Source organism: Nocardioides eburneiflavus (assembly GCF_004785795.1).
Taxonomy (GTDB): Bacteria; Actinomycetota; Actinomycetes; order Propionibacteriales; family Nocardioidaceae; genus Nocardioides; species Nocardioides eburneiflavus.
This window is the reverse complement of record NZ_SRRO01000001.1, coordinates 779,394-795,413: the sequence shown is the minus strand read 5'-3', so window position 1 is coordinate 795,413 and position 16,020 is coordinate 779,394. Positions and strand designations below refer to the sequence as shown.

Here is a 16,020-nt window from a genome sequence, read left to right as displayed (position 1 = left end):
TCGGCGGCGACGGAGGTTCAGTGGTCTGGAGCGGTGGACGGTCGCCGAACCGCCCGGCCGCTCCACGCTCGAGGGGGCCCGGCGATACTGCCCTGCGTGAGCCCGCAAGCACCGCAGCCCTCCGCCGAGCACCTCGCCGAGCCGATGCGGTCGCGGTGGAGCGCGAGCGTGTACGACGACGCGCACCGCCTGGGCGACGCCGAGGTCGAGACCCTGCTGCGTGCCGCCCAGTGGGCGCCGAGCGCGGGCAACAGCCAGCCGTGGCTGGTCTTCGTCTGCGTGCCGGGCACGGCCAACCACGACCGGCTGGTCGCGACGCTGAGCCGCGGCAACTCCGGCTGGGTGCCGCGCGCCTCGGTCGTCTTCGTCACCGCCGCGCACGTGCGCTCCGGCGACGAGGCGGACGCGCCGGCCTTCAGCGACTACGCCCTGTACGACGTGGGCCAGGCCGCGGCCCACCTCACCCTCCAGGCGAGGGCGATGGGCCTGCACGCCCACCAGTTCGCCGGCTTCGACCACGACGCGCTGGCCGACGCCCTCGGCGTACCTGCCACCCACCAGCTGCTCACCGGCATCGCGGTCGGGGTGCCGGGCGACCCGGCCGACGTGGACGAGCGGACCGCCGCCCGCGACCACCGCGACCGCGTGCGCAAGCCGTTCGGGGAGTGGGTGCGCCACGGCCGGTGGGACGAGGCGTGACGTCCCCGCTGGCAGAATCTGCGCCATGACCACTCTCTCCGAATTCTCGGCAACGGCGATCGACGGCACCGACACCGACCTCTCGCAGTACGACGGCAAGGTCGTGCTGGTCGTCAACACCGCCTCGCAGTGCGGCTTCACCGGCCAGTACAAGGGTCTCCAGGAGCTCCACGACACCTACGCCGACCAAGGCCTGGTGGTGCTCGGCTTCCCGTGCGACCAGTTCGGCAACCAGGAGCCCGGCAGCGAGGCGGAGATCTCGGACTTCTGCGAGCGCAACTTCGGCGTGACCTTCCCGCTGTTCTCCAAGGTCGACGTCAACGGCGACCAGGCGCACCCGCTCTTCGAGTGGCTCAAGGACTCCAGAGGCGGGATGCTCGGCAGCAAGATCAAGTGGAACTTCACCAAGTTCCTCGTCGGTCGCGACGGCCAGGTCATCGACCGGTACGCGCCGACGATCGAGCCCGAGAAGCTCAGCAAGGACATCGAGAAGGCGCTCTGATGCGCGCCGGCGTCCTCGCCGCGGCGGTGCTCGTCGTGATGGGGGTGTCGGCTGCTCCGGCGGGGGCGGGTGGTGCGGAGGGTTTCGACACGGTCGCTGCGCGACCTGCTCAACCAGCGACGGCGGAGCGGGCGACGGGAACCGTGGTCGGGACGGGAACCCCCGCGTCCTGCACCTCGCGCGCGGTCGTACGGGCGGTGGCGCGGGGTGGCACCATCACCTTCTCCTGCGGACCGGCACCGGTCACGGTCGCGATGACGAGGACCGCGAAGGTCGTCAACACCTCGAGCCGCGTCGTCCTCGACGGCGGCGGGCTCGTCACCCTGAGCGGGCAGGGTGAGCGGCGGATCCTCTACATGAACACCTGCGACCGGGCGCAGACCTGGACCACGTCGCACTGCAACGACCAGGCCGAGCCGCGGCTGGTGGTCAAGCGGATGGGCTTCGTCCGCGGCAACAGCACCGGCGAGCGGGTCGACGGCGGGGGCGGCGGCGCGATCTTCGTGCGCGGCGGCCGCCTGCGGATCGTCGGCTCGACGTTCGCCGACAACCGCTGCGACCGTACGGGTCCCGACGTCGGCGGGGCAGCGGTCCGGGTGCTCGACCAGCACCGCGACCGGCCTGTCGTCGTACGCCGCTCCACCTTCACCGGCGGGCGCTGCAGCAACGGCTCGGCGCTCAGCAGCATCGGCGTCTCGTGGCGGATCACCGGCTCGACCTTCGCCGGCAACCGCGCGATCGGACGCGGCGCCAACCCCGCGCGGCCCGGCACGCCCGGCGGCGGTTCCGGCGGCGCGATCTACGTCGACGGGAACGACATCCACCTCACCGTGGAGGACTCCGAGATCACCGGCAACCGCGCCCGCGAGGGCGGCGGCGCGATCTTCTTCGTCTCCAACGACCGCTCCGGCACGATGACGATCCGGGGCTCGCGGCTCGTCGACAACCCCAGCGACGGGTTCGAGACGCTGCCCGGGATCTTCTTCCTCGGTGCGAGCCGGACGATCACCGACTCGGTGGTGCGCTAGAGCGGGCGTGGTTTCGAGGCTCGCTGCGCTCGCACCTCGACCACCGACTCCTTCGCTGGTCGAGGTGCGAGGAGCGCCAGCGACGAGCCTCTAAACCTGCGTCGGGTCAGGCGAGTGAGGGCGCGTCCGGGCCGACCCGCTCGGCGAGCCACTGCGCGACCTGCTCCTCCGAGGGCGCCAGGCCGTCGCTGATCACGTGGGGCGCGACGCGGGAGAAGTAGTCGGTGACCATGCTGTCCGACTCGCGCACCAGCATCCCGGCGGCCTCGCCGTCGACGATCCACGACCCGAGCACCACGCGGTTGCCCTCGAAGCTCGGGAGCTCGGTGTAGGCCTGGTAGACCCAGCCCTCCGCGCCGTAGCCGCCGGGCATCACGACGTCCTCGAGCATGTCGTCGAGGTGGATGCGGATGTTGTCGCCCTCGCGCCCGTGCAGGGGCTTGGCGACCCAGCGCTCGAGGTCGCGCGGCTCGTCGAAGTAGGCCGGCAGCAGCAGCCGGTGGCGGGGGAACAGCTCCCACAGCACCGGCAGCAGCGCCTTGGTGCTGAGCAGCACCTTCCACGCGGGCTCGATCCACCTCGTGGGCCGCGCCTCGGCCCGGTCGACGACGAAGCGACCGAACGGCTCGGCCAGCATCTCCTCCCAGGCGTACAGCTTGAACGCGTTGCGCAGCGGCTCGTCGTGGACGTCGCGGAAGTCGCGGGTGTCGGGGTTCCAGCCGACCTCGGCGACCGGGTGGGCGAGGGCGACCCAGCCGGCCTGGACGGCGGTGTCCATCAGGTAGTGGACCGTCATCTCCATCTCGCCGCCGTCGTAGGAGTCCTCCTCTCCGAGGTCGTAGAGGAAGTGCAGGCGGTCGCCGTCGAAGTGGCCGGAGCGGCGCAGCTTGCGCCACCCGGCGATGAGGCGGTCGTGGACGGAGTTCCACTGGTCCATCTCCGGCATCACGTCCTCCATCCAGTTCCACTGGATGATCCCGGTCTCCACGAGGCCGGTGGGGGTGTCGCCGTTGATCTCCAGCATCTTGATCGACCCGTCGGCGCCGTACGCCAGGTCGAAGCGCGCGTAGAGCGCCGGGTCGCCCGCCTCGACGGAGCGGCGTACGACCTCCAGCGAGCCCGGCGGCAGGCCGAGACGCTCGTCGGTCATCGTCGTGGCCATGTGGGTGACCGCCTGCAGGCACATCGCCCACAGCTCCTCGGTCGCGGCCTCGAGGGCCTCGACCTCCTCCATGGTCACCTCGTACCAGGCGTCCTCGTTCCAGTAGGGCAGCTCGGCGCCGTCGGGCATCTTCGTGACGGGGAAGACCAGCCCCTGCTCCACGACGGTGTCGCGCCAGCCCTCACGCGCCCGCGACCGGTGCCGCCACATCTGTCGGTGCCCGCCCGCTCAGGCGATGCTGGCGCACACGATGGCGCCGACCGAGAGGGCCACGGCGGCCGCGACGTGGGCGAGGGGGCGTACGGGGCCGGGCTCGGTGACGATCTGGCGCAGGTTGCCCGGCGTCATCGCCTCCACGGCGAAGAACATCAGCGTGTTGAGGGCGATGCCGACGACGCCGAAGGACACCGTCCACCCCAGCGCCCAGCCGAGGGAGGTCGCGCCGTTGGTCCAGATCGCGGTGAACAGCACCGCTGCGTTGGAGACCAGCCACGCCGACGTGACCACGGCGGCACCCTTGGAGTGGGCGTGCACCGACTCGTTGCCGTTCTCGTCGACGCCCCGCAGGTGGGTGCCGAGGTGCCCCGGGGTGGCCAGGTCGAGGACGTAGTAGGCGACCACGAGCATCGCCCCGCCGACGAGGGCGTAGGCGACGGCGTGCAGCAGGGCGTTGATCAGGTCGGTCACGGTGTCTCCTGGGAGCGGGGCTGACGTGGTGGGTCGGGACGGGGCAGGCAGGCTCAGCCGAAGCCGCGCGAGCTGCCGCCGAACCCGCCCTTGGTGGTGGCGGACTTGACGGTGGAGCCGCCGGTCGAGGGCAGGCCGCCGCGCTGGACGGTGCCGTTGAGCGAGCTGCCGCTGAAGGTGCCGCCCGACGTGGTCTGTCCGACCGCGGGGATCCGCGAGCTGGCGCCGAGGTAGTACCAGAAGAACCCGGAGCCGCCGCCGTTGTAGTCGGAGTCGTCGTCGCACTGGTCGTCGTCGACGCGCTCCTGGGTGTCGGGGTCGACACAGACTGCGGCGTAGTCGGCGCTGGAGGAGCACCCGGTGAGGCTGCTGGCCATCAGCGCCGTGATGCCCAGCGAGATGCTGGACGAGCGCATGCGGCGGCGGGTGGGTGTGGTCATCGGGAGCCTCCGGGCGGGTCCTGAGCGGCGTTCGTCGGTGGGGCGTTCTTCTCGGCGAACATCGCGAGCATCCGCTCGGCGACGTCGGTGGTGGCCGCGTCCGCGGCCTCGTGCTCCGCCAGCCGCGCGTCGAGCCACTCGCGACCGTGCTGGGCCTCGAGCGAGGCGAGCGTCAGGTGCTCGAGGCGGTCGATGCGCTCGTGCACGTCCTCGAGGACGGTCGCCACGGCGAGCGACTCCTTGTCGAAGACGAGGTTGGCGATCACGTGGCCGATCGCGATCGGCACCAGCACCAGCATCGACACGATGAGGAACGCGCCGACCGCGCGGCCCGCGGTGGAGGAGGGGTAGAAGTCGCCGTAGCCGACGGTCGACCCGGTGACGATGCCCCACCAGAGGCCCTCGATCGGGCCCTTGTCCTCGAGCAGCGCGTAGACGAGCGAGCAGACGATCCAGATCCCGATGACGACCAGCACCAGCAGGTGCGGCGCGTTGACCAGTCCGCGGACGGGCCGGGAGACGAAACCGATCCGCCGGGCGACCACGTGCTCGACCCTGTCGACGTCCGTGACCCGATCGGCCATGTGCACTCCCCGTTCCCCCGTGTCGTCGCGGCGACCATAGCGCTTCCCCCGCCTCCGACCGGTCGAACCCCCGCGGGCGCCCTGGTGCCTCAGGCGACGAGGTCGGCGTACTCCGGGTGCTTGGCGACGTACGCCGCGACGTAGGGGCAGTCGGGGTGCACCCTCAGGCCGCGTGAGCGCGCGTCGTCGAGCGCTGCGCGGGCGAGGGTGGCGGCGTGGCCCTGGCCGGTGAAGGCGGGCAGCACCTCGGTGTGCACGAGGTGGATCAGCTCGCCACGGAGGCGGTAGTCGATGAAGCCGACGACCTCCTCGCCGGCACGCAGCTCGTAGCGGTGGTGGTCGGGGGCGTCGATGAACTCTGTGTCCACAACCCGAGCCTAGACCGACGTGACTTGCCCGTAACCCCGTGCGAGGTGGAGGGTCTGGGGCATGGCAGCAACCGCATCGTCGTACTCGATCACCATGCGGTTGTACACCGCGGCCGACCACAGCGTCGTCGGCGCCGTCGCGACCACCATCGCGCACAACGGGGGCGTCGTCACCGCGATCGACGTGGCGGAGTCGCGGCACGACCGCCTCACCGTCGACGTGACGTGCTCGGCCGCCGACGCGGAGCACTCCCAGGAGCTGGTCACCGCGGTCTCCGGCGTCGAGGGGGTGACGGTCCACAAGGTCAGCGACCGGACCTTCCTGCTCCACCTCGGCGGCAAGATCGGGGTCCAGTCCAAGGTGCCGCTGCGCACCCGTGACGACCTGTCGATGGCCTACACCCCCGGCGTGGGCCGGGTGTCCATGGCGATCCACGACAACCCCGAGGACGTCCGCAAGCTCACGATCAAGGGCAACTCCGTCGCCGTCGTCACCGACGGCTCCGCCGTGCTCGGCCTCGGCAACATCGGCCCGGGCGCCGCGATGCCGGTGATGGAGGGCAAGGCCGCGCTGTTCAAGCGGTTCGCCGACATCGACGCGTGGCCGATCTGCCTGGCCAGCCAGGACACCGACGAGATCGTGAAGGCCGTCGAGATGATCGCCCCCGGCTTCGGCGGCATCAACCTCGAGGACATCGCCGCGCCGCGCTGCTTCGAGATCGAGGCCCGGCTGCGCGAGTCCCTCGACATCCCCGTGTTCCACGACGACCAGCACGGCACCGCGATCGTGGTGCTCGCCGCGCTGACCAACGCGCTGCGCTGCGTGGAGAAGCAGCTCGCCGACGTACGCATCGTGGTGTCCGGCGCCGGTGCCGCGGGCACGGCCATCGTCACCCTGCTGCTCGCCGCCGGGGCCCACGACGTGGTCGTGGTCGACCGCGAGGGCGCGCTGGCCTCAGGAGACGAGTCGCTCTCGCTGGCCCACGCCGAGCTGGCCGGCGCGACCAACCCGCGCCGCGCCCGCGGCTCGCTGCAGGAGGTCCTCGTCGACGCCGACGTGTTCGTCGGCGTCTCGGCACCCCGCATCCTCGACCCGGAGTGGATCCCCACGATGGCGCCGAAGCCGGTCGTCTTCGCCCTGGCCAACCCCGACCCGGAGGTCGATCCCGCCGAGGCCGACAAGTACGCCGCGGTGGTCGCCTCGGGCCGCTCCGACTACCCCAACCAGATCAACAACGTGCTGGCCTTCCCCGGCGTCTTCCGCGGCCTGCTCGACGCGGGTGCCACCGAGGTGACGACCGACATGCTGCTGCGCGCGGCCCAGGCGATCGCCGACACGGTCAGCGCCGAGGAGCTGCACGCCGCCTTCATCATCCCGAGCGTCTTCCACCCCGACGTGACCAAGCGGGTCGCCGCCGCGATCAGCGGTCGCGAGGGCTGACCCGCGCTCGCTCTCGCGCCGGGTCAGGCGGGCCCGACCTTCCGCGGCCACCAGAACGTCTCGCCGAGGGTCAGCGCGAGCGCCGGGACCAGCACCGTGCGCACGACGAGGGTGTCGAGCAGCACGCCGACGAAGATGATCGCGCCGAGCTGGGCGAGCACGACCAGTGGCAGCACGCCGAGGACGGCGAAGACCGCGGCGAGCAGGATGCCGGCGCTCGTGATGACGCCTCCGGTCGCGGTCAGCGCGCGGAGCATGCCCGTACGGGTGCCGTGCTCGCGCGCCTCCTCGCGGGCCCGGGTGACGAGGAAGATGTTGTAGTCCACGCCCAGCGCGACCAGGAACAGGAACGCCAGGAGCGGCACCCCGGTGTCCATCGCCGGGAAGTCGAAGACCCACTGGAACAGCCACCAGGACGCGCCCATGCTCGCGGCGTACGTCGCCAGCACGGTCGCGACGAGCAGGAGCGGTGCGACCAGCGAGCGCAGCAGCAGCACGAGCGCCCCCAGCACCAGCAGGAGGATGAGCGGGAGGATGAGCAGGCGGTCCTGCGCGGCGTGGTCGGCCGCGTCGATCGACTCCGCGTCCCCTCCGCCCACGTGGGTGTCGTCGAAGCCGGCGACCGCGTCTCGGACGTCGAGCACGACCGCCTCGGCGGCGTCGCTGCCCGGCGCCGCGTCGGGGACGGCGTCGATGAGCGCGATGCCGTCGGCGTTCGTCGTGATGCGGGCGGAGTCGACCCCGTCGACGGTCTCCACCGCGGCGAGCACCTGCTCGGGCTCGGCGCGGGTGACGACCTGGACGGGGTCGGAGGTGCCGGCGGGGAAGGACTCGCCGAGGCGCTCGGCGGCCGCGATGGCCTCGGGTCGCTGGAGGAACTGGTCGGCCGGGTCGAGGCCCGTGATGATCGAGGTGGTGCCGACGGCGAGCAGGGCGAGACCGGCCACCGTGCCGGCCACGAACGTGCGCGGGCGACGGGCCACGGCGTCGCCGACCCGGCGCCACACGCCGCGCGAGTCGACCAGCACCGCGTCGCCGACGTGCGGCACCCGCGGCCAGAACACCCAGCGGCCGAACAGCACGAGTGCCGCCGGCAGCACGACGAGGGCGAAGGTCGCGGCGATCACCACGCCGACCGCACAGGCGAGGCCGAGGCCGCGAGTGGTCGGGATCGCGGAGAGCAGCAGGGTCAGCAGGCCGAGCACGACGGTCGTCGCGCTGGAGAGCACGGCCTCGAAGGTCCGCGACAGCGCCCGCGCCATCGCCTCGTGGCGCGAGTCGGTGGTCTTGAGCTCGTCGCGGTAGCGGGAGATGAGCAGCAGGGCGTAGTCGGTGCCGGCGCCGAAGACCAGCACGCTCAGGATGCCGACGGTCGACTCGTCCCACGCGACGCCCGCCACCTCGAGCACGTTGGTGGCGACGATGGCCGCGAAGCGGTCGGCGATGCCCACGACGGCCAGCGGCACCAGCCAGAGAACCGGGCTGCGGTAGGTGATGATCAACAGGAGCGCCACGATCGCGGCCGTGGTGGCGAGCAGTCGGATGTCGGCGCCGTCGAAGACCTGCCCGATGTCGGCCTGGATGCCGGCCGGCCCGGTCACCTGGACCTCGACGTCGTCCGGGGCGTCCTCGCGCAGCCGGTCGCGCAGCTCCTCGACCCGGTCGATGTTGTCGGTGGCCGACGTGGAGGTCACCGGGACCGCGACGAAGGCGGCCGTCCCGTCCTCGGCCACGACGACGGGGGACTGCTGGCCCTCTGCGCCTCGGGGGGGTCCGTCGGGATTCCCGCCCCGGCCCTCGTCGCCGGCGGCGGCGAGCAGGGCGACACCCTGCTCGGTGAGCTGGCCGCGTACGGACTCGTCGAGCTCCCCGGACCCGGCCGTCCACAGGACGATGGCGACCTGGCCCTCGTCCTCGGGCAGCTGCTCGGCGAGCTCGACCGCGAGCGTGCTGTCGGCACCCGCGGGGCGGGTGTCGACCGGGGATGCCTCCCGCTCGCCCTCGGGCAGGAAGGCGATCACGGCGAGTGCCATCAGGAGGGGCCCGAGGGCCACGAGCCACGCGAGTCGGGGACCGGTGAGGGCACGGGCAGGCGCGGGGATGCGGTGGTGGGACACGGAGGATCCTCAGGTCGGGGAGGTCGCTAGGCAAGGTGATTGCTAACCAAGTTACTTATCAAGTTAACGGTAGCGTGGTTACGCTGGCAAGCCACCAGCACCGCCACCCGCGCCGCCGCCTGCAGGCACGACCACGACACCGGAGCCCTCGCGTGACCGACCAGCACCAGCCCGACGCGGTCCCTCCGTGGGTCGAGCGCGGTCGGGAGCGGACGCAGCCGCCGACGCTCCTGGCGCTGCGTGACCTCGTCGCCGCGGGCAGCCGCGTCACCCACGTGGTGGCCCGCCGCGCCGGGCTCAGCGAGACCGAGCTGGTCACGCTCGAGCACCTCAGCCGTGAGCAGATCGGGCCGGCCGAGGTGGCACGACGCCTCGAGGTGTCGACGGCGGCCGCCACCGGCATCGTCGACCGACTGGTCGCCCGCGGCCACGTCGAGCGCCGCCCCCACGAGCTGGACCGCCGGCGCACCGACCTCCACATCACCGACTCCGGGCGCGGCGAGGTCGTCGGGCACCTGATGCCGATGTTCGCCGCGCTCGACCGGCACGACGCCTCCTTCACCGAGGAGGAGAAGGCCGTGGTCGAGCGCTACCTGCGCGGGGCCGCCGCGGCCTTCGAGCGGGTCCTCGAGCCGTAGGGCAGGGGTTCCAGTCCCTTTCGTACGGTTGTCGGCCGTTGCAGCGGGCAGGAAGCGCGGCAACCACCGGGTAGCCGGTGGTTGCGACCAGGAGGCAGCTCAGTCGGAGCTGCCGGCCTTGCGGTGCGCGACGAGCGCGGCGCCGACGATGCCAGCGCGGTTCTGGAGCGTGGCGGGGACCATCTCGGTCTCGACCTCGATCAGGTGGCCGAACTTGTCCCACGACTTGCTGACCCCGCCGCCGATCACGAACAGGTCGGGGGAGAACAGCCGGTCGAGGTGGCGGAAGTAGGCGGTGAGCCGCTTCGCCCACGCCTCCCAGGTCAGCCCCTCGCGCTCGCGCGCGCTGGTGGCGGTGGTGACCTCGGCGACCGCGCCGTCGAGCTCGAGGTGGCCCATCTCGGAGTTGGGCACGAGCTGGCCGTCCCAGATCATCGCCGAGCCGATGCCGGTGCCGAGCGTGATGACCATGACGAGACCGCCGCGGCCCTTCGCCGCGCCGTACTCGGCCTCGGCGAGCCCGGCGGCGTCCGCGTCGTTGACGACGTGGACCTCGCGGCCGAGCGCCTCGGTGAAGATGGCGTCGGCGTCCTCGCCGATCCACGACTTGTCGATGTTGGCGGCCGACAGCACGACGCCGCGGCGCACGATGCCGGGCACGGTCACCCCGACGGGCCTGGTCGAGGCGGGGAAGCTGCCGACGATCTCGCCGAAGACCTTGGCGACGGCCTGCGGCGTCGCCGGCTTGGGGGTGTCGATCCGGACCCGGTCGTGGGCGAAGTCGCCGACCTCGAGGTCGACAGGGGCGCCCTTGATGCCGGTGCCGCCGAAGTCGATGCCGAAGGGGTGTTCCATGGCACACAACCTATCGCCAGCGCTCGGGAGGTGTGACGGGGGCAACACCCGACGAGACGGCTGTTGACAGATCAATGGCTCTTGTCAAAGGAGTTTACAGATCGTATGGTCTTGTAAACCCCACGGCAGGAGGTCACGACCATGGCCGGCTACCCCACCCGGATGCCCACGCGACTCGCCCCCAGCGGCACGGTGCCCGACGGCACGACGGAGCTCTGGAAGGACCGCAAGCGCTACCTCTGGCTGATCGGCCTGGTGGTGCCGAGCCTGGCGTTCGTCGCCTTCGGCGGCCACCTCGCGACCGGTTGGAGCGTCTGGTTCTGGATCGGGCCGATCGTGATCCTCGGCGTCGTCCCGGCGATCGACCTCGTCGCGGGGCTCGACCGCTCCAACCCGCCGGACGACGTCATCGAGGCGCTGGAGCAGGACCGCTACTACCGCTGGATCACCTATCTCTTCCTCCCGATCCAGTACGCCGGCTTCCTCGGCGCCATGGCAGTGGTCGGCGGCTGGGACGGCTTCGGCCTGCTCGCCGACCAGCCGCTGTCGACGCTCGACAAGATCGGACTGGCCGTCTCCATCGGCTGCATCGGCGGCATCGGCATCAACACCGCGCACGAGCTCGGCCACAAGAAGGAGGCCAACGAGCGCTGGCTGTCCAAGATCGCGCTCGCGCAGGTCTTCTACGGCCACTTCTACATCGAGCACAACCGCGGCCACCACGTCCGCGTCGCGACCCCGGAGGACCCGGCGAGCGCCCGGCTGGGCGAGAACTTCTACCAGTTCTGGCCCCGTACGGTCGGTGGCTCCCTGAGGTCTGCCTGGCGCCTGGAGAAGCGTCGCCTGGCCCGCCGCAAGCAGAGCCCCTGGCGCCTGGACAACGACGTGCTCAACGCGTGGCTGATGACGGTCGTGCTGTGGGCCGCGATCATCGCCGCCTTCGGCGTCGAGGTGCTGCCCTTCCTCGTCATCCAGGCGGTCGTCGGGTTCTCCCTGCTCGAGGTCGTCAACTACATGGAGCACTACGGGATGCTGCGGCAGAAGGTCGGCGAGGGCGAGCGCCAGCGCTACGAGCGGGTGCTGCCCAGCCACAGCTGGAACTCCAACAACATCGCGACCAACGTGTTGCTCTACCACCTCCAGCGGCACAGCGACCACCATGCCAACCCGACGCGGCGCTACCAGACGCTGCGCGACTTCGAGGAGAGCCCGGTGCTCCCGACGGGGTACGCCGGGATGATCGTCCTGGCCATCGTGCCCGCCGTCTGGCGCCGGGTGATGGACCAGCGCGTGGTCGACCACTTCGGCGGCGACGTGTCGCTCGCCAACATCAGCCCGCGCAAGCGCGAGACCTACCTCCGCCGCTACGCCGCCGCACCTCCGCCGGTTGAGCAGGGCGAGGAACGAGCCCGTGTCGAGACCCAGGAGCGGCAGACGCAGAAGGAGGTGCTCGCCGCGCGCTGCCCGAGCTGCGAGTACGTCTACGAGGTCGCGGCGGGCGACGAGCACGAGGGCTTCGCCGCCGGCACCGCCTGGGCCGACATCCCCGACGACTGGTGCTGCCCCGACTGCGGCGTGCGCGAGAAGGTCGACTTCGTGCCCTGCGAGCCCGAGCGGTCGGTCGCCTGACGATCGGTGCGTACGCCGGGGGCTCCTAGACTCGGCGCATGCCCGAGACGACCCGCGACCGCATCGTCGCGGCGGCCGTCGAGATGACGACCTCGTCGGGGTGGGCGTCGGTGACGATGGCGCGCCTCGCCGAGGCGGCCGGGGTGAGCCGGCAGACCGTCTACAACGAGGTGGGCTCCAAGCCGGCGCTCGCCGAGACGATGATCCTCGAGGAGCTGGCCCGCTTCCTCCAGGTGGTGGAGCAGGCCTTCGACGCCCGCCCCGACGACCTGGCCGCCGCCATCGAGAAGGCCGTCACCGACGTGCTCACCCACGCCAGCGCCAACAAGCTGCTGCACGCCGTGGTCAGCGCGACCCACGGCGCCGACACCGAGCTGCTCCCGCTGCTGACGACCAACGCCGCCGGGCTGCTGGGCGTGGCCAAGGAGGTCATCAGCGCGCGGGTCGCGCCGTACGCACCGGGCATCGACCCCGACCACCTCGACCCGGCGATCGACATGGTCGTCCGGGTCGTGCTCAGCCACGTCATGCAGCCGTCCGGCTCGCCGGAGCAGACCGGCGCCGACATTGCGTGGCTCGCGGGACAGGTCCTCGGGGGCTGAGCGGAGGAGCGGCCGCCGGTGCTGCCGGCGGCCGTCCCCCTCTCACTCGCGTGATGTCACGCGCCTCCGGTCACTCGCTCTCGCCCTCGTGGTCGTCGTGGAGACCACCGGACGGGCACCCGGCCGTGGTGCAGAACGTGCCCTCCGGGCCGGTCGGCTCGGGGAGCGGGACCGACTCCGGCACGGGCTCGCCCACGACGCCGTTGACGGCCTCGGTCGAGTACGCGTACGTCAGCGCGGCGTAGGCGATGAGGTCGCTGTTGACGTCGAGCGCCGCGTTGTTGTTGTTCGCGAAGGTGTCGCAGGCGAGGTGGTAGCACGGGTCGAACTGCTGGCCGGCCGTGCCGCCCCAGATGGCCTGCTGCGTCGGGGTCTTGACGACCTCCGCGCCGGTGAACAGGCCGCCGGACGGGATCCCGGCGACGATGAACGCCTGGTAGTCGCTGCGACCGGAGAACTGCGTGTCGTCGTAGGGCCGGCCCAGGGACGTGTAGACCCCCTCGTACAGCTCCTCGATCGCCTCGGACCCGGCCGGGATCGGCACGCCGGCGGGCGCCGGGAAGGTCGACTCGTCGGCGTCGTACGTCATCAGGACGTGGTTGGGCGAGCCCACCATGTCGTAGTTGAGGTAGAGCGCGATGCGGTCACGCTCGGCCTGGGACAGGCCGGTGACGTACGCCGTCGAGCCGAGCAGGCCGGCCTCCTCCGCACCCCACCAGGCGTAGCGCACGGTGTTGAGCGGCTTGACCTTCGCCATCTGGAGGGCGGTCTCGAGCAGCGCGGCGGATCCGGAGCCGTTGTCGTTGATGCCGGGGCCGGCCGCCACGCTGTCGAGGTGAGCACCGCTCATCACGACGTTGTCCGGGTTCAGGACGCCGCGCTTCTCGGCCAGCACGTTGTAGTCCGTACGGGTCTCGCTGGGCAGGACGCGGACGCGAGCGGTGGAGCCGGCCTGCGCCAGGGCGGCGCCGTCGGCGAAGCTGGCACCGACGACCGGGATGGTGACCGGCACCGACGACGGGTTGAGGGTGCCCACGATGAGACCCTCGCGGGTCGGGTCGTTGCCCTGGTTGAAGATGACGACGGCCTCGGCGCCGGCGGCCTGGGCGTTGACGGCCTTGATCGCGAACGCGCACGTCCCGCGCTGGACCAGTGCGATGTCGTTGGGGCCGCTGAAGTCGAGGCCGGCGAAGTCGGCGGCCTCGCACCCGCTGGTGCTGTCGCGCGGCGGCGTCAGGGCGAGGTCGACCGGGACGACGGAGCCGGTGACGTCGCCGTTGCCGGAGCCGGTGTAGGTGCCGGTCGCGTAGTCCGCCGACACGGGGGTGAGCTGGCGCAGCAGCGCGGGGAAGACGAACTGGAAGTCGAACGGGTCGAGGGTGACCGTGTAGCCGGCGGCGCGGAGCTTGCCGGCGACGTAGTCGACGCTCGCCGCGTAGCCCTCGGTGCCGGCGACCCGGGTGCCGGGGTAGAACTCGTCGTCGTTGGCGTCGGCGATGCGCTGGAACGCGGCCTGGTGCCCGCGCACGCCGTCGAGGGTGACGCACTCGAGGAGCTTCGCGTGGGTGTTGTTGGTGCGCTTGAGGCACGACGGCGGTGCGGCCTCGGCGGGCACTGCCGTGCCTGCCCAGGTGAGGGCGCCGGCGACGAGCGCCAGCGCGATCGAGCCCGCGGCGCGCGAGGCGCGCCGAGGCGATGGCGTCGAGAGGTTCATGGGGTCTCCTGACCTGTCGTGCGCCCGTCGGGGGGTGGGGGGTTGGGGGTGGCGGACGTCTCTCGCGATCAAACGACTGCGCCCGGTCCCGGTCAAGGACGGAGCGAGTCGCTCTAGACCGCCGGTCAGGGCACCGTCGACGCCTAGCCTTGGGCGCGTGAGCGGAGTCTCCTGGGGTACGCCGTCGGCGCGCGCGGTGGTGGCGGCCGCGACCCTCGGGTCGGGGATGACGCTGCTGGACGGCACGGTCGTCAACGTCGCGCTCCGCACGATGGGCGAGGACCTCGACGCCTCGCTCGCGCAGCTGCAGTGGATCACCAACGGCTACTTCCTCTCCCTCGCCTCCCTGATCCTGCTCGGCGGCTCGCTGGGCGACCGGCTCGGCCGACGGAGGGTCTTCGTGATCGGCACCGTCTGGTTCGCGCTGGCCTCGCTGCTGTGCGGGCTCGCGCCCACCGCGGAGGTGCTGGTCGTGGCGCGGGTCCTGCAGGGCATCGGCGGCGCGCTGCTCACCCCGGGGAGCCTGGCGATGATCCAGGGTGCGTTCCGCGCGGAGGACCGCAGCCGGGCGATCGGCGCCTGGTCGGGCCTCGGCGGGATCGCGGCTGCGCTCGGGCCGCTCGTCGGCGGACTGCTGGTGGACCACGCGTCGTGGCGGTGGATCTTCCTCATCAACCTGCCGATCGCCGCAGTGACGGTGTGGCTGGCGCAGACGTGGGTCCCCGAGAGCCGCGACCCGCGGACCCAGGGCCGCTTCGACGTCGCCGGCGCCGTGCTGGCGGCCCTCGCCCTGGCCGGCACCACGTGGGCGCTGACCGACGCCGGCGGGGCCGTGACCCTCTGGGCCGCGGGGTGCGGCCTCGTCGCCGCGGTGGTCTTCGTCGCCGTCGAGCGTCGCTCCCGTGGGCCGATGGTGCCGCTCGGCCTCTTCGCCGACCGGACCTTCAGCGCCGCCAACCTGATGACCCTCGTGGTGTACGCCGCCCTCGGCGCGATCCTGTTCTTCCTCGTCCTCCAGCTGCAGACGGTCGGTGGCTACAACGCCCTCCAGGCAGGCCTGTCGACGCTGCCGATCACCGCCTGCATGCTGCTGCTCGCGGCACGCGGCGGGGCGCTCGGCGAGCGCATCGGACCGCGGGTCCCGATGACGTTCGGCCCGCTGGTGATGGCGGCAGGGACGCTCCTGCTGCTGCGCGTCGGCCCCGACGTGACCTGGTGGCGCGACGTCGCACCCGGCCTCACCGTCTTCGGCCTCGGGCTGGCGCTGATGGTCGCGCCGCTGACGGCCACGGTCCTCGCGGCCGCCCCCGACGAGGTCGCGGGCGTCGCCAGCGGCATCAACAACGCGCTGGCACGCGCCGGGTCCCTGCTCGCGATCGCTGCCCTCCCGATGGCGGTCGGCCTGGCCGGCGACGACTACCGCGACCCGGCGCGCTTCGACACGGCGTACGGCTCCGCGGTGCTCGCCTGCGCCGCCCTGCTCGTCGTGGGCGGCCTGGTCTCGTGGTTCACCATTCCGCGCCGCGTCCAGACACCCACTGCCTAGGGTCTGGG

Annotated in this window: 16 protein-coding genes; 8 read left to right on the top strand and 8 right to left on the bottom strand. The window is 72.0% G+C overall.

Annotation, left to right across the window (positions count from 1 at the left end; translation table 11 throughout):
- Nucleotides 1-96: 96 nt before the first annotated feature.
- From EXE59_RS03770 to EXE59_RS03760, 3 genes are read left to right on the top strand one after another with little or no spacing between them, the layout of a single operon-like run.
- Complete coding sequence (locus EXE59_RS03770; protein WP_246056479.1) at nt 97-699, top strand: nitroreductase family protein; 603 nt, start codon at nt 97-99, stop codon at nt 697-699.
- Nucleotides 700-724: 25 nt separating this feature from the next.
- Entirely contained in the window at nt 725-1,201 is a 477-nt protein-coding gene (locus EXE59_RS03765; RefSeq protein WP_135837701.1) for a glutathione peroxidase, read from the top strand.
- A complete protein-coding gene (locus EXE59_RS03760) occupies nt 1,201-2,229 on the top strand; it encodes a right-handed parallel beta-helix repeat-containing protein (RefSeq protein WP_135837700.1) in 1,029 nt (342 codons plus the stop codon). Before EXE59_RS03765 ends, EXE59_RS03760 begins: the two co-directional genes overlap by 1 nt.
- A 106-nt stretch (nt 2,230-2,335) precedes the next feature.
- Here EXE59_RS03760 and EXE59_RS03755 read toward each other — a convergent pair whose 3' ends face one another.
- From EXE59_RS03755 to EXE59_RS03735, 5 genes are all read right to left on the bottom strand, one after another.
- The gene (locus EXE59_RS03755) at nt 2,336-3,601 is read right to left on the bottom strand and encodes a glutathionylspermidine synthase family protein (RefSeq protein WP_135837699.1); all 1,266 of its coding nucleotides are present in this window, start codon (nt 3,599-3,601) and stop codon (nt 2,336-2,338) included.
- A gap of 18 nt (nt 3,602-3,619) precedes the next feature.
- Nucleotides 3,620-4,078 carry a DUF350 domain-containing protein gene (locus EXE59_RS03750; protein WP_135837698.1) on the bottom strand — a complete coding sequence of 153 codons (459 nt, stop codon included), beginning with the start codon at nt 4,076-4,078 and terminating at the stop codon, nt 3,620-3,622.
- 53 nt (nt 4,079-4,131) lie between these two features.
- Nucleotides 4,132-4,518 carry a hypothetical protein gene (locus tag EXE59_RS03745; protein ID WP_135837697.1) on the bottom strand — a complete coding sequence of 129 codons (387 nt, stop codon included), beginning with the start codon at nt 4,516-4,518 and terminating at the stop codon, nt 4,132-4,134.
- Nucleotides 4,515-5,102 carry a potassium channel family protein gene (locus tag EXE59_RS03740; RefSeq protein ID WP_135837696.1) on the bottom strand — a complete coding sequence of 196 codons (588 nt, stop codon included), beginning with the start codon at nt 5,100-5,102 and terminating at the stop codon, nt 4,515-4,517. The genes EXE59_RS03745 and EXE59_RS03740 overlap by 4 nt, the downstream gene beginning before the upstream one ends.
- Nucleotides 5,103-5,191: 89 nt before the next feature.
- Entirely contained in the window at nt 5,192-5,470 is a 279-nt protein-coding gene (locus EXE59_RS03735) for a GNAT family N-acetyltransferase (protein ID WP_135837695.1), read from the bottom strand.
- Between the two features lie 61 nt (nt 5,471-5,531).
- Here EXE59_RS03735 and EXE59_RS03730 point away from each other — a divergent pair, with 61 nt between their 5' ends.
- Nucleotides 5,532-6,911, top strand: coding sequence for an NAD-dependent malic enzyme (locus tag EXE59_RS03730; protein ID WP_135837694.1), 1,380 nt, complete (start codon nt 5,532-5,534; stop codon nt 6,909-6,911).
- Nucleotides 6,912-6,934: 23 nt separating this feature from the next.
- On the opposite strand, the gene EXE59_RS03725 is transcribed toward EXE59_RS03730, so the two are convergent.
- Complete coding sequence (locus EXE59_RS03725) at nt 6,935-9,028, bottom strand: MMPL family transporter (protein ID WP_246056478.1); 2,094 nt, start codon at nt 9,026-9,028, stop codon at nt 6,935-6,937.
- A gap of 152 nt (nt 9,029-9,180) precedes the next feature.
- On the opposite strand from EXE59_RS03725, the gene EXE59_RS03720 reads away from it, so the two are divergent.
- On the top strand, nt 9,181-9,666 hold the full coding sequence (locus EXE59_RS03720; RefSeq protein ID WP_135837693.1) for a MarR family winged helix-turn-helix transcriptional regulator: 486 nt from the start codon (nt 9,181-9,183) through the stop codon (nt 9,664-9,666).
- Nucleotides 9,667-9,765: 99 nt separating this feature from the next.
- Here the strand turns inward: EXE59_RS03720 and ppgK are convergent, their stop codons facing one another.
- A complete protein-coding gene (gene ppgK / locus EXE59_RS03715) occupies nt 9,766-10,521 on the bottom strand; it encodes a polyphosphate--glucose phosphotransferase (RefSeq protein ID WP_135837692.1) in 756 nt (251 codons plus the stop codon).
- Nucleotides 10,522-10,662: 141 nt separating this feature from the next.
- On the opposite strand from ppgK, the gene EXE59_RS24755 reads away from it, so the two are divergent.
- Nucleotides 10,663-12,150, top strand: a complete 1,488-nt coding sequence (locus EXE59_RS24755) for a fatty acid desaturase (protein WP_281280285.1) — start codon at nt 10,663-10,665, stop codon at nt 12,148-12,150.
- A 38-nt stretch (nt 12,151-12,188) separates the two neighbouring features.
- On the top strand, nt 12,189-12,752 hold the full coding sequence (locus EXE59_RS03705; RefSeq protein ID WP_135837691.1) for a TetR/AcrR family transcriptional regulator: 564 nt from the start codon (nt 12,189-12,191) through the stop codon (nt 12,750-12,752).
- 70 nt (nt 12,753-12,822) lie between these two features.
- Here EXE59_RS03705 and EXE59_RS03700 read toward each other — a convergent pair whose 3' ends face one another.
- Nucleotides 12,823-14,466 (bottom strand): M28 family peptidase, encoded by a 1,644-nt coding sequence (locus EXE59_RS03700; RefSeq protein WP_135837690.1) that lies wholly within the window; start codon nt 14,464-14,466, stop codon nt 12,823-12,825.
- 157 nt (nt 14,467-14,623) lie between these two features.
- Here EXE59_RS03700 and EXE59_RS03695 point away from each other — a divergent pair, with 157 nt between their 5' ends.
- Complete coding sequence (locus EXE59_RS03695; protein ID WP_246056476.1) at nt 14,624-16,012, top strand: MFS transporter; 1,389 nt, start codon at nt 14,624-14,626, stop codon at nt 16,010-16,012.
- Nucleotides 16,013-16,020 lie beyond the last annotated feature (8 nt).

Coding starts and splice junctions, on each gene's coding strand:
- EXE59_RS03760 (WP_135837700.1), top strand. CDS start 1,201: ATGCGCGCCGGCGTCCTCGCCGCGGCGGTGCTCGTCGTGATGGGGGTG.
- EXE59_RS03765 (WP_135837701.1), top strand. CDS start 725: ATGACCACTCTCTCCGAATTCTCGGCAACGGCGATCGACGGCACCGAC.
- EXE59_RS03755 (WP_135837699.1), bottom strand. CDS start 3,601: ATGTGGCGGCACCGGTCGCGGGCGCGTGAGGGCTGGCGCGACACCGTC.
- EXE59_RS03745 (WP_135837697.1), bottom strand. CDS start 4,518: ATGACCACACCCACCCGCCGCCGCATGCGCTCGTCCAGCATCTCGCTG.
- EXE59_RS03730 (WP_135837694.1), top strand. CDS start 5,532: ATGGCAGCAACCGCATCGTCGTACTCGATCACCATGCGGTTGTACACC.
- EXE59_RS24755 (WP_281280285.1), top strand. CDS start 10,663: ATGGCCGGCTACCCCACCCGGATGCCCACGCGACTCGCCCCCAGCGGC.
- EXE59_RS03740 (WP_135837696.1), bottom strand. CDS start 5,102: ATGGCCGATCGGGTCACGGACGTCGACAGGGTCGAGCACGTGGTCGCC.
- EXE59_RS03705 (WP_135837691.1), top strand. CDS start 12,189: ATGCCCGAGACGACCCGCGACCGCATCGTCGCGGCGGCCGTCGAGATG.
- ppgK (WP_135837692.1), bottom strand. CDS start 10,521: ATGGAACACCCCTTCGGCATCGACTTCGGCGGCACCGGCATCAAGGGC.
- EXE59_RS03700 (WP_135837690.1), bottom strand. CDS start 14,466: ATGAACCTCTCGACGCCATCGCCTCGGCGCGCCTCGCGCGCCGCGGGC.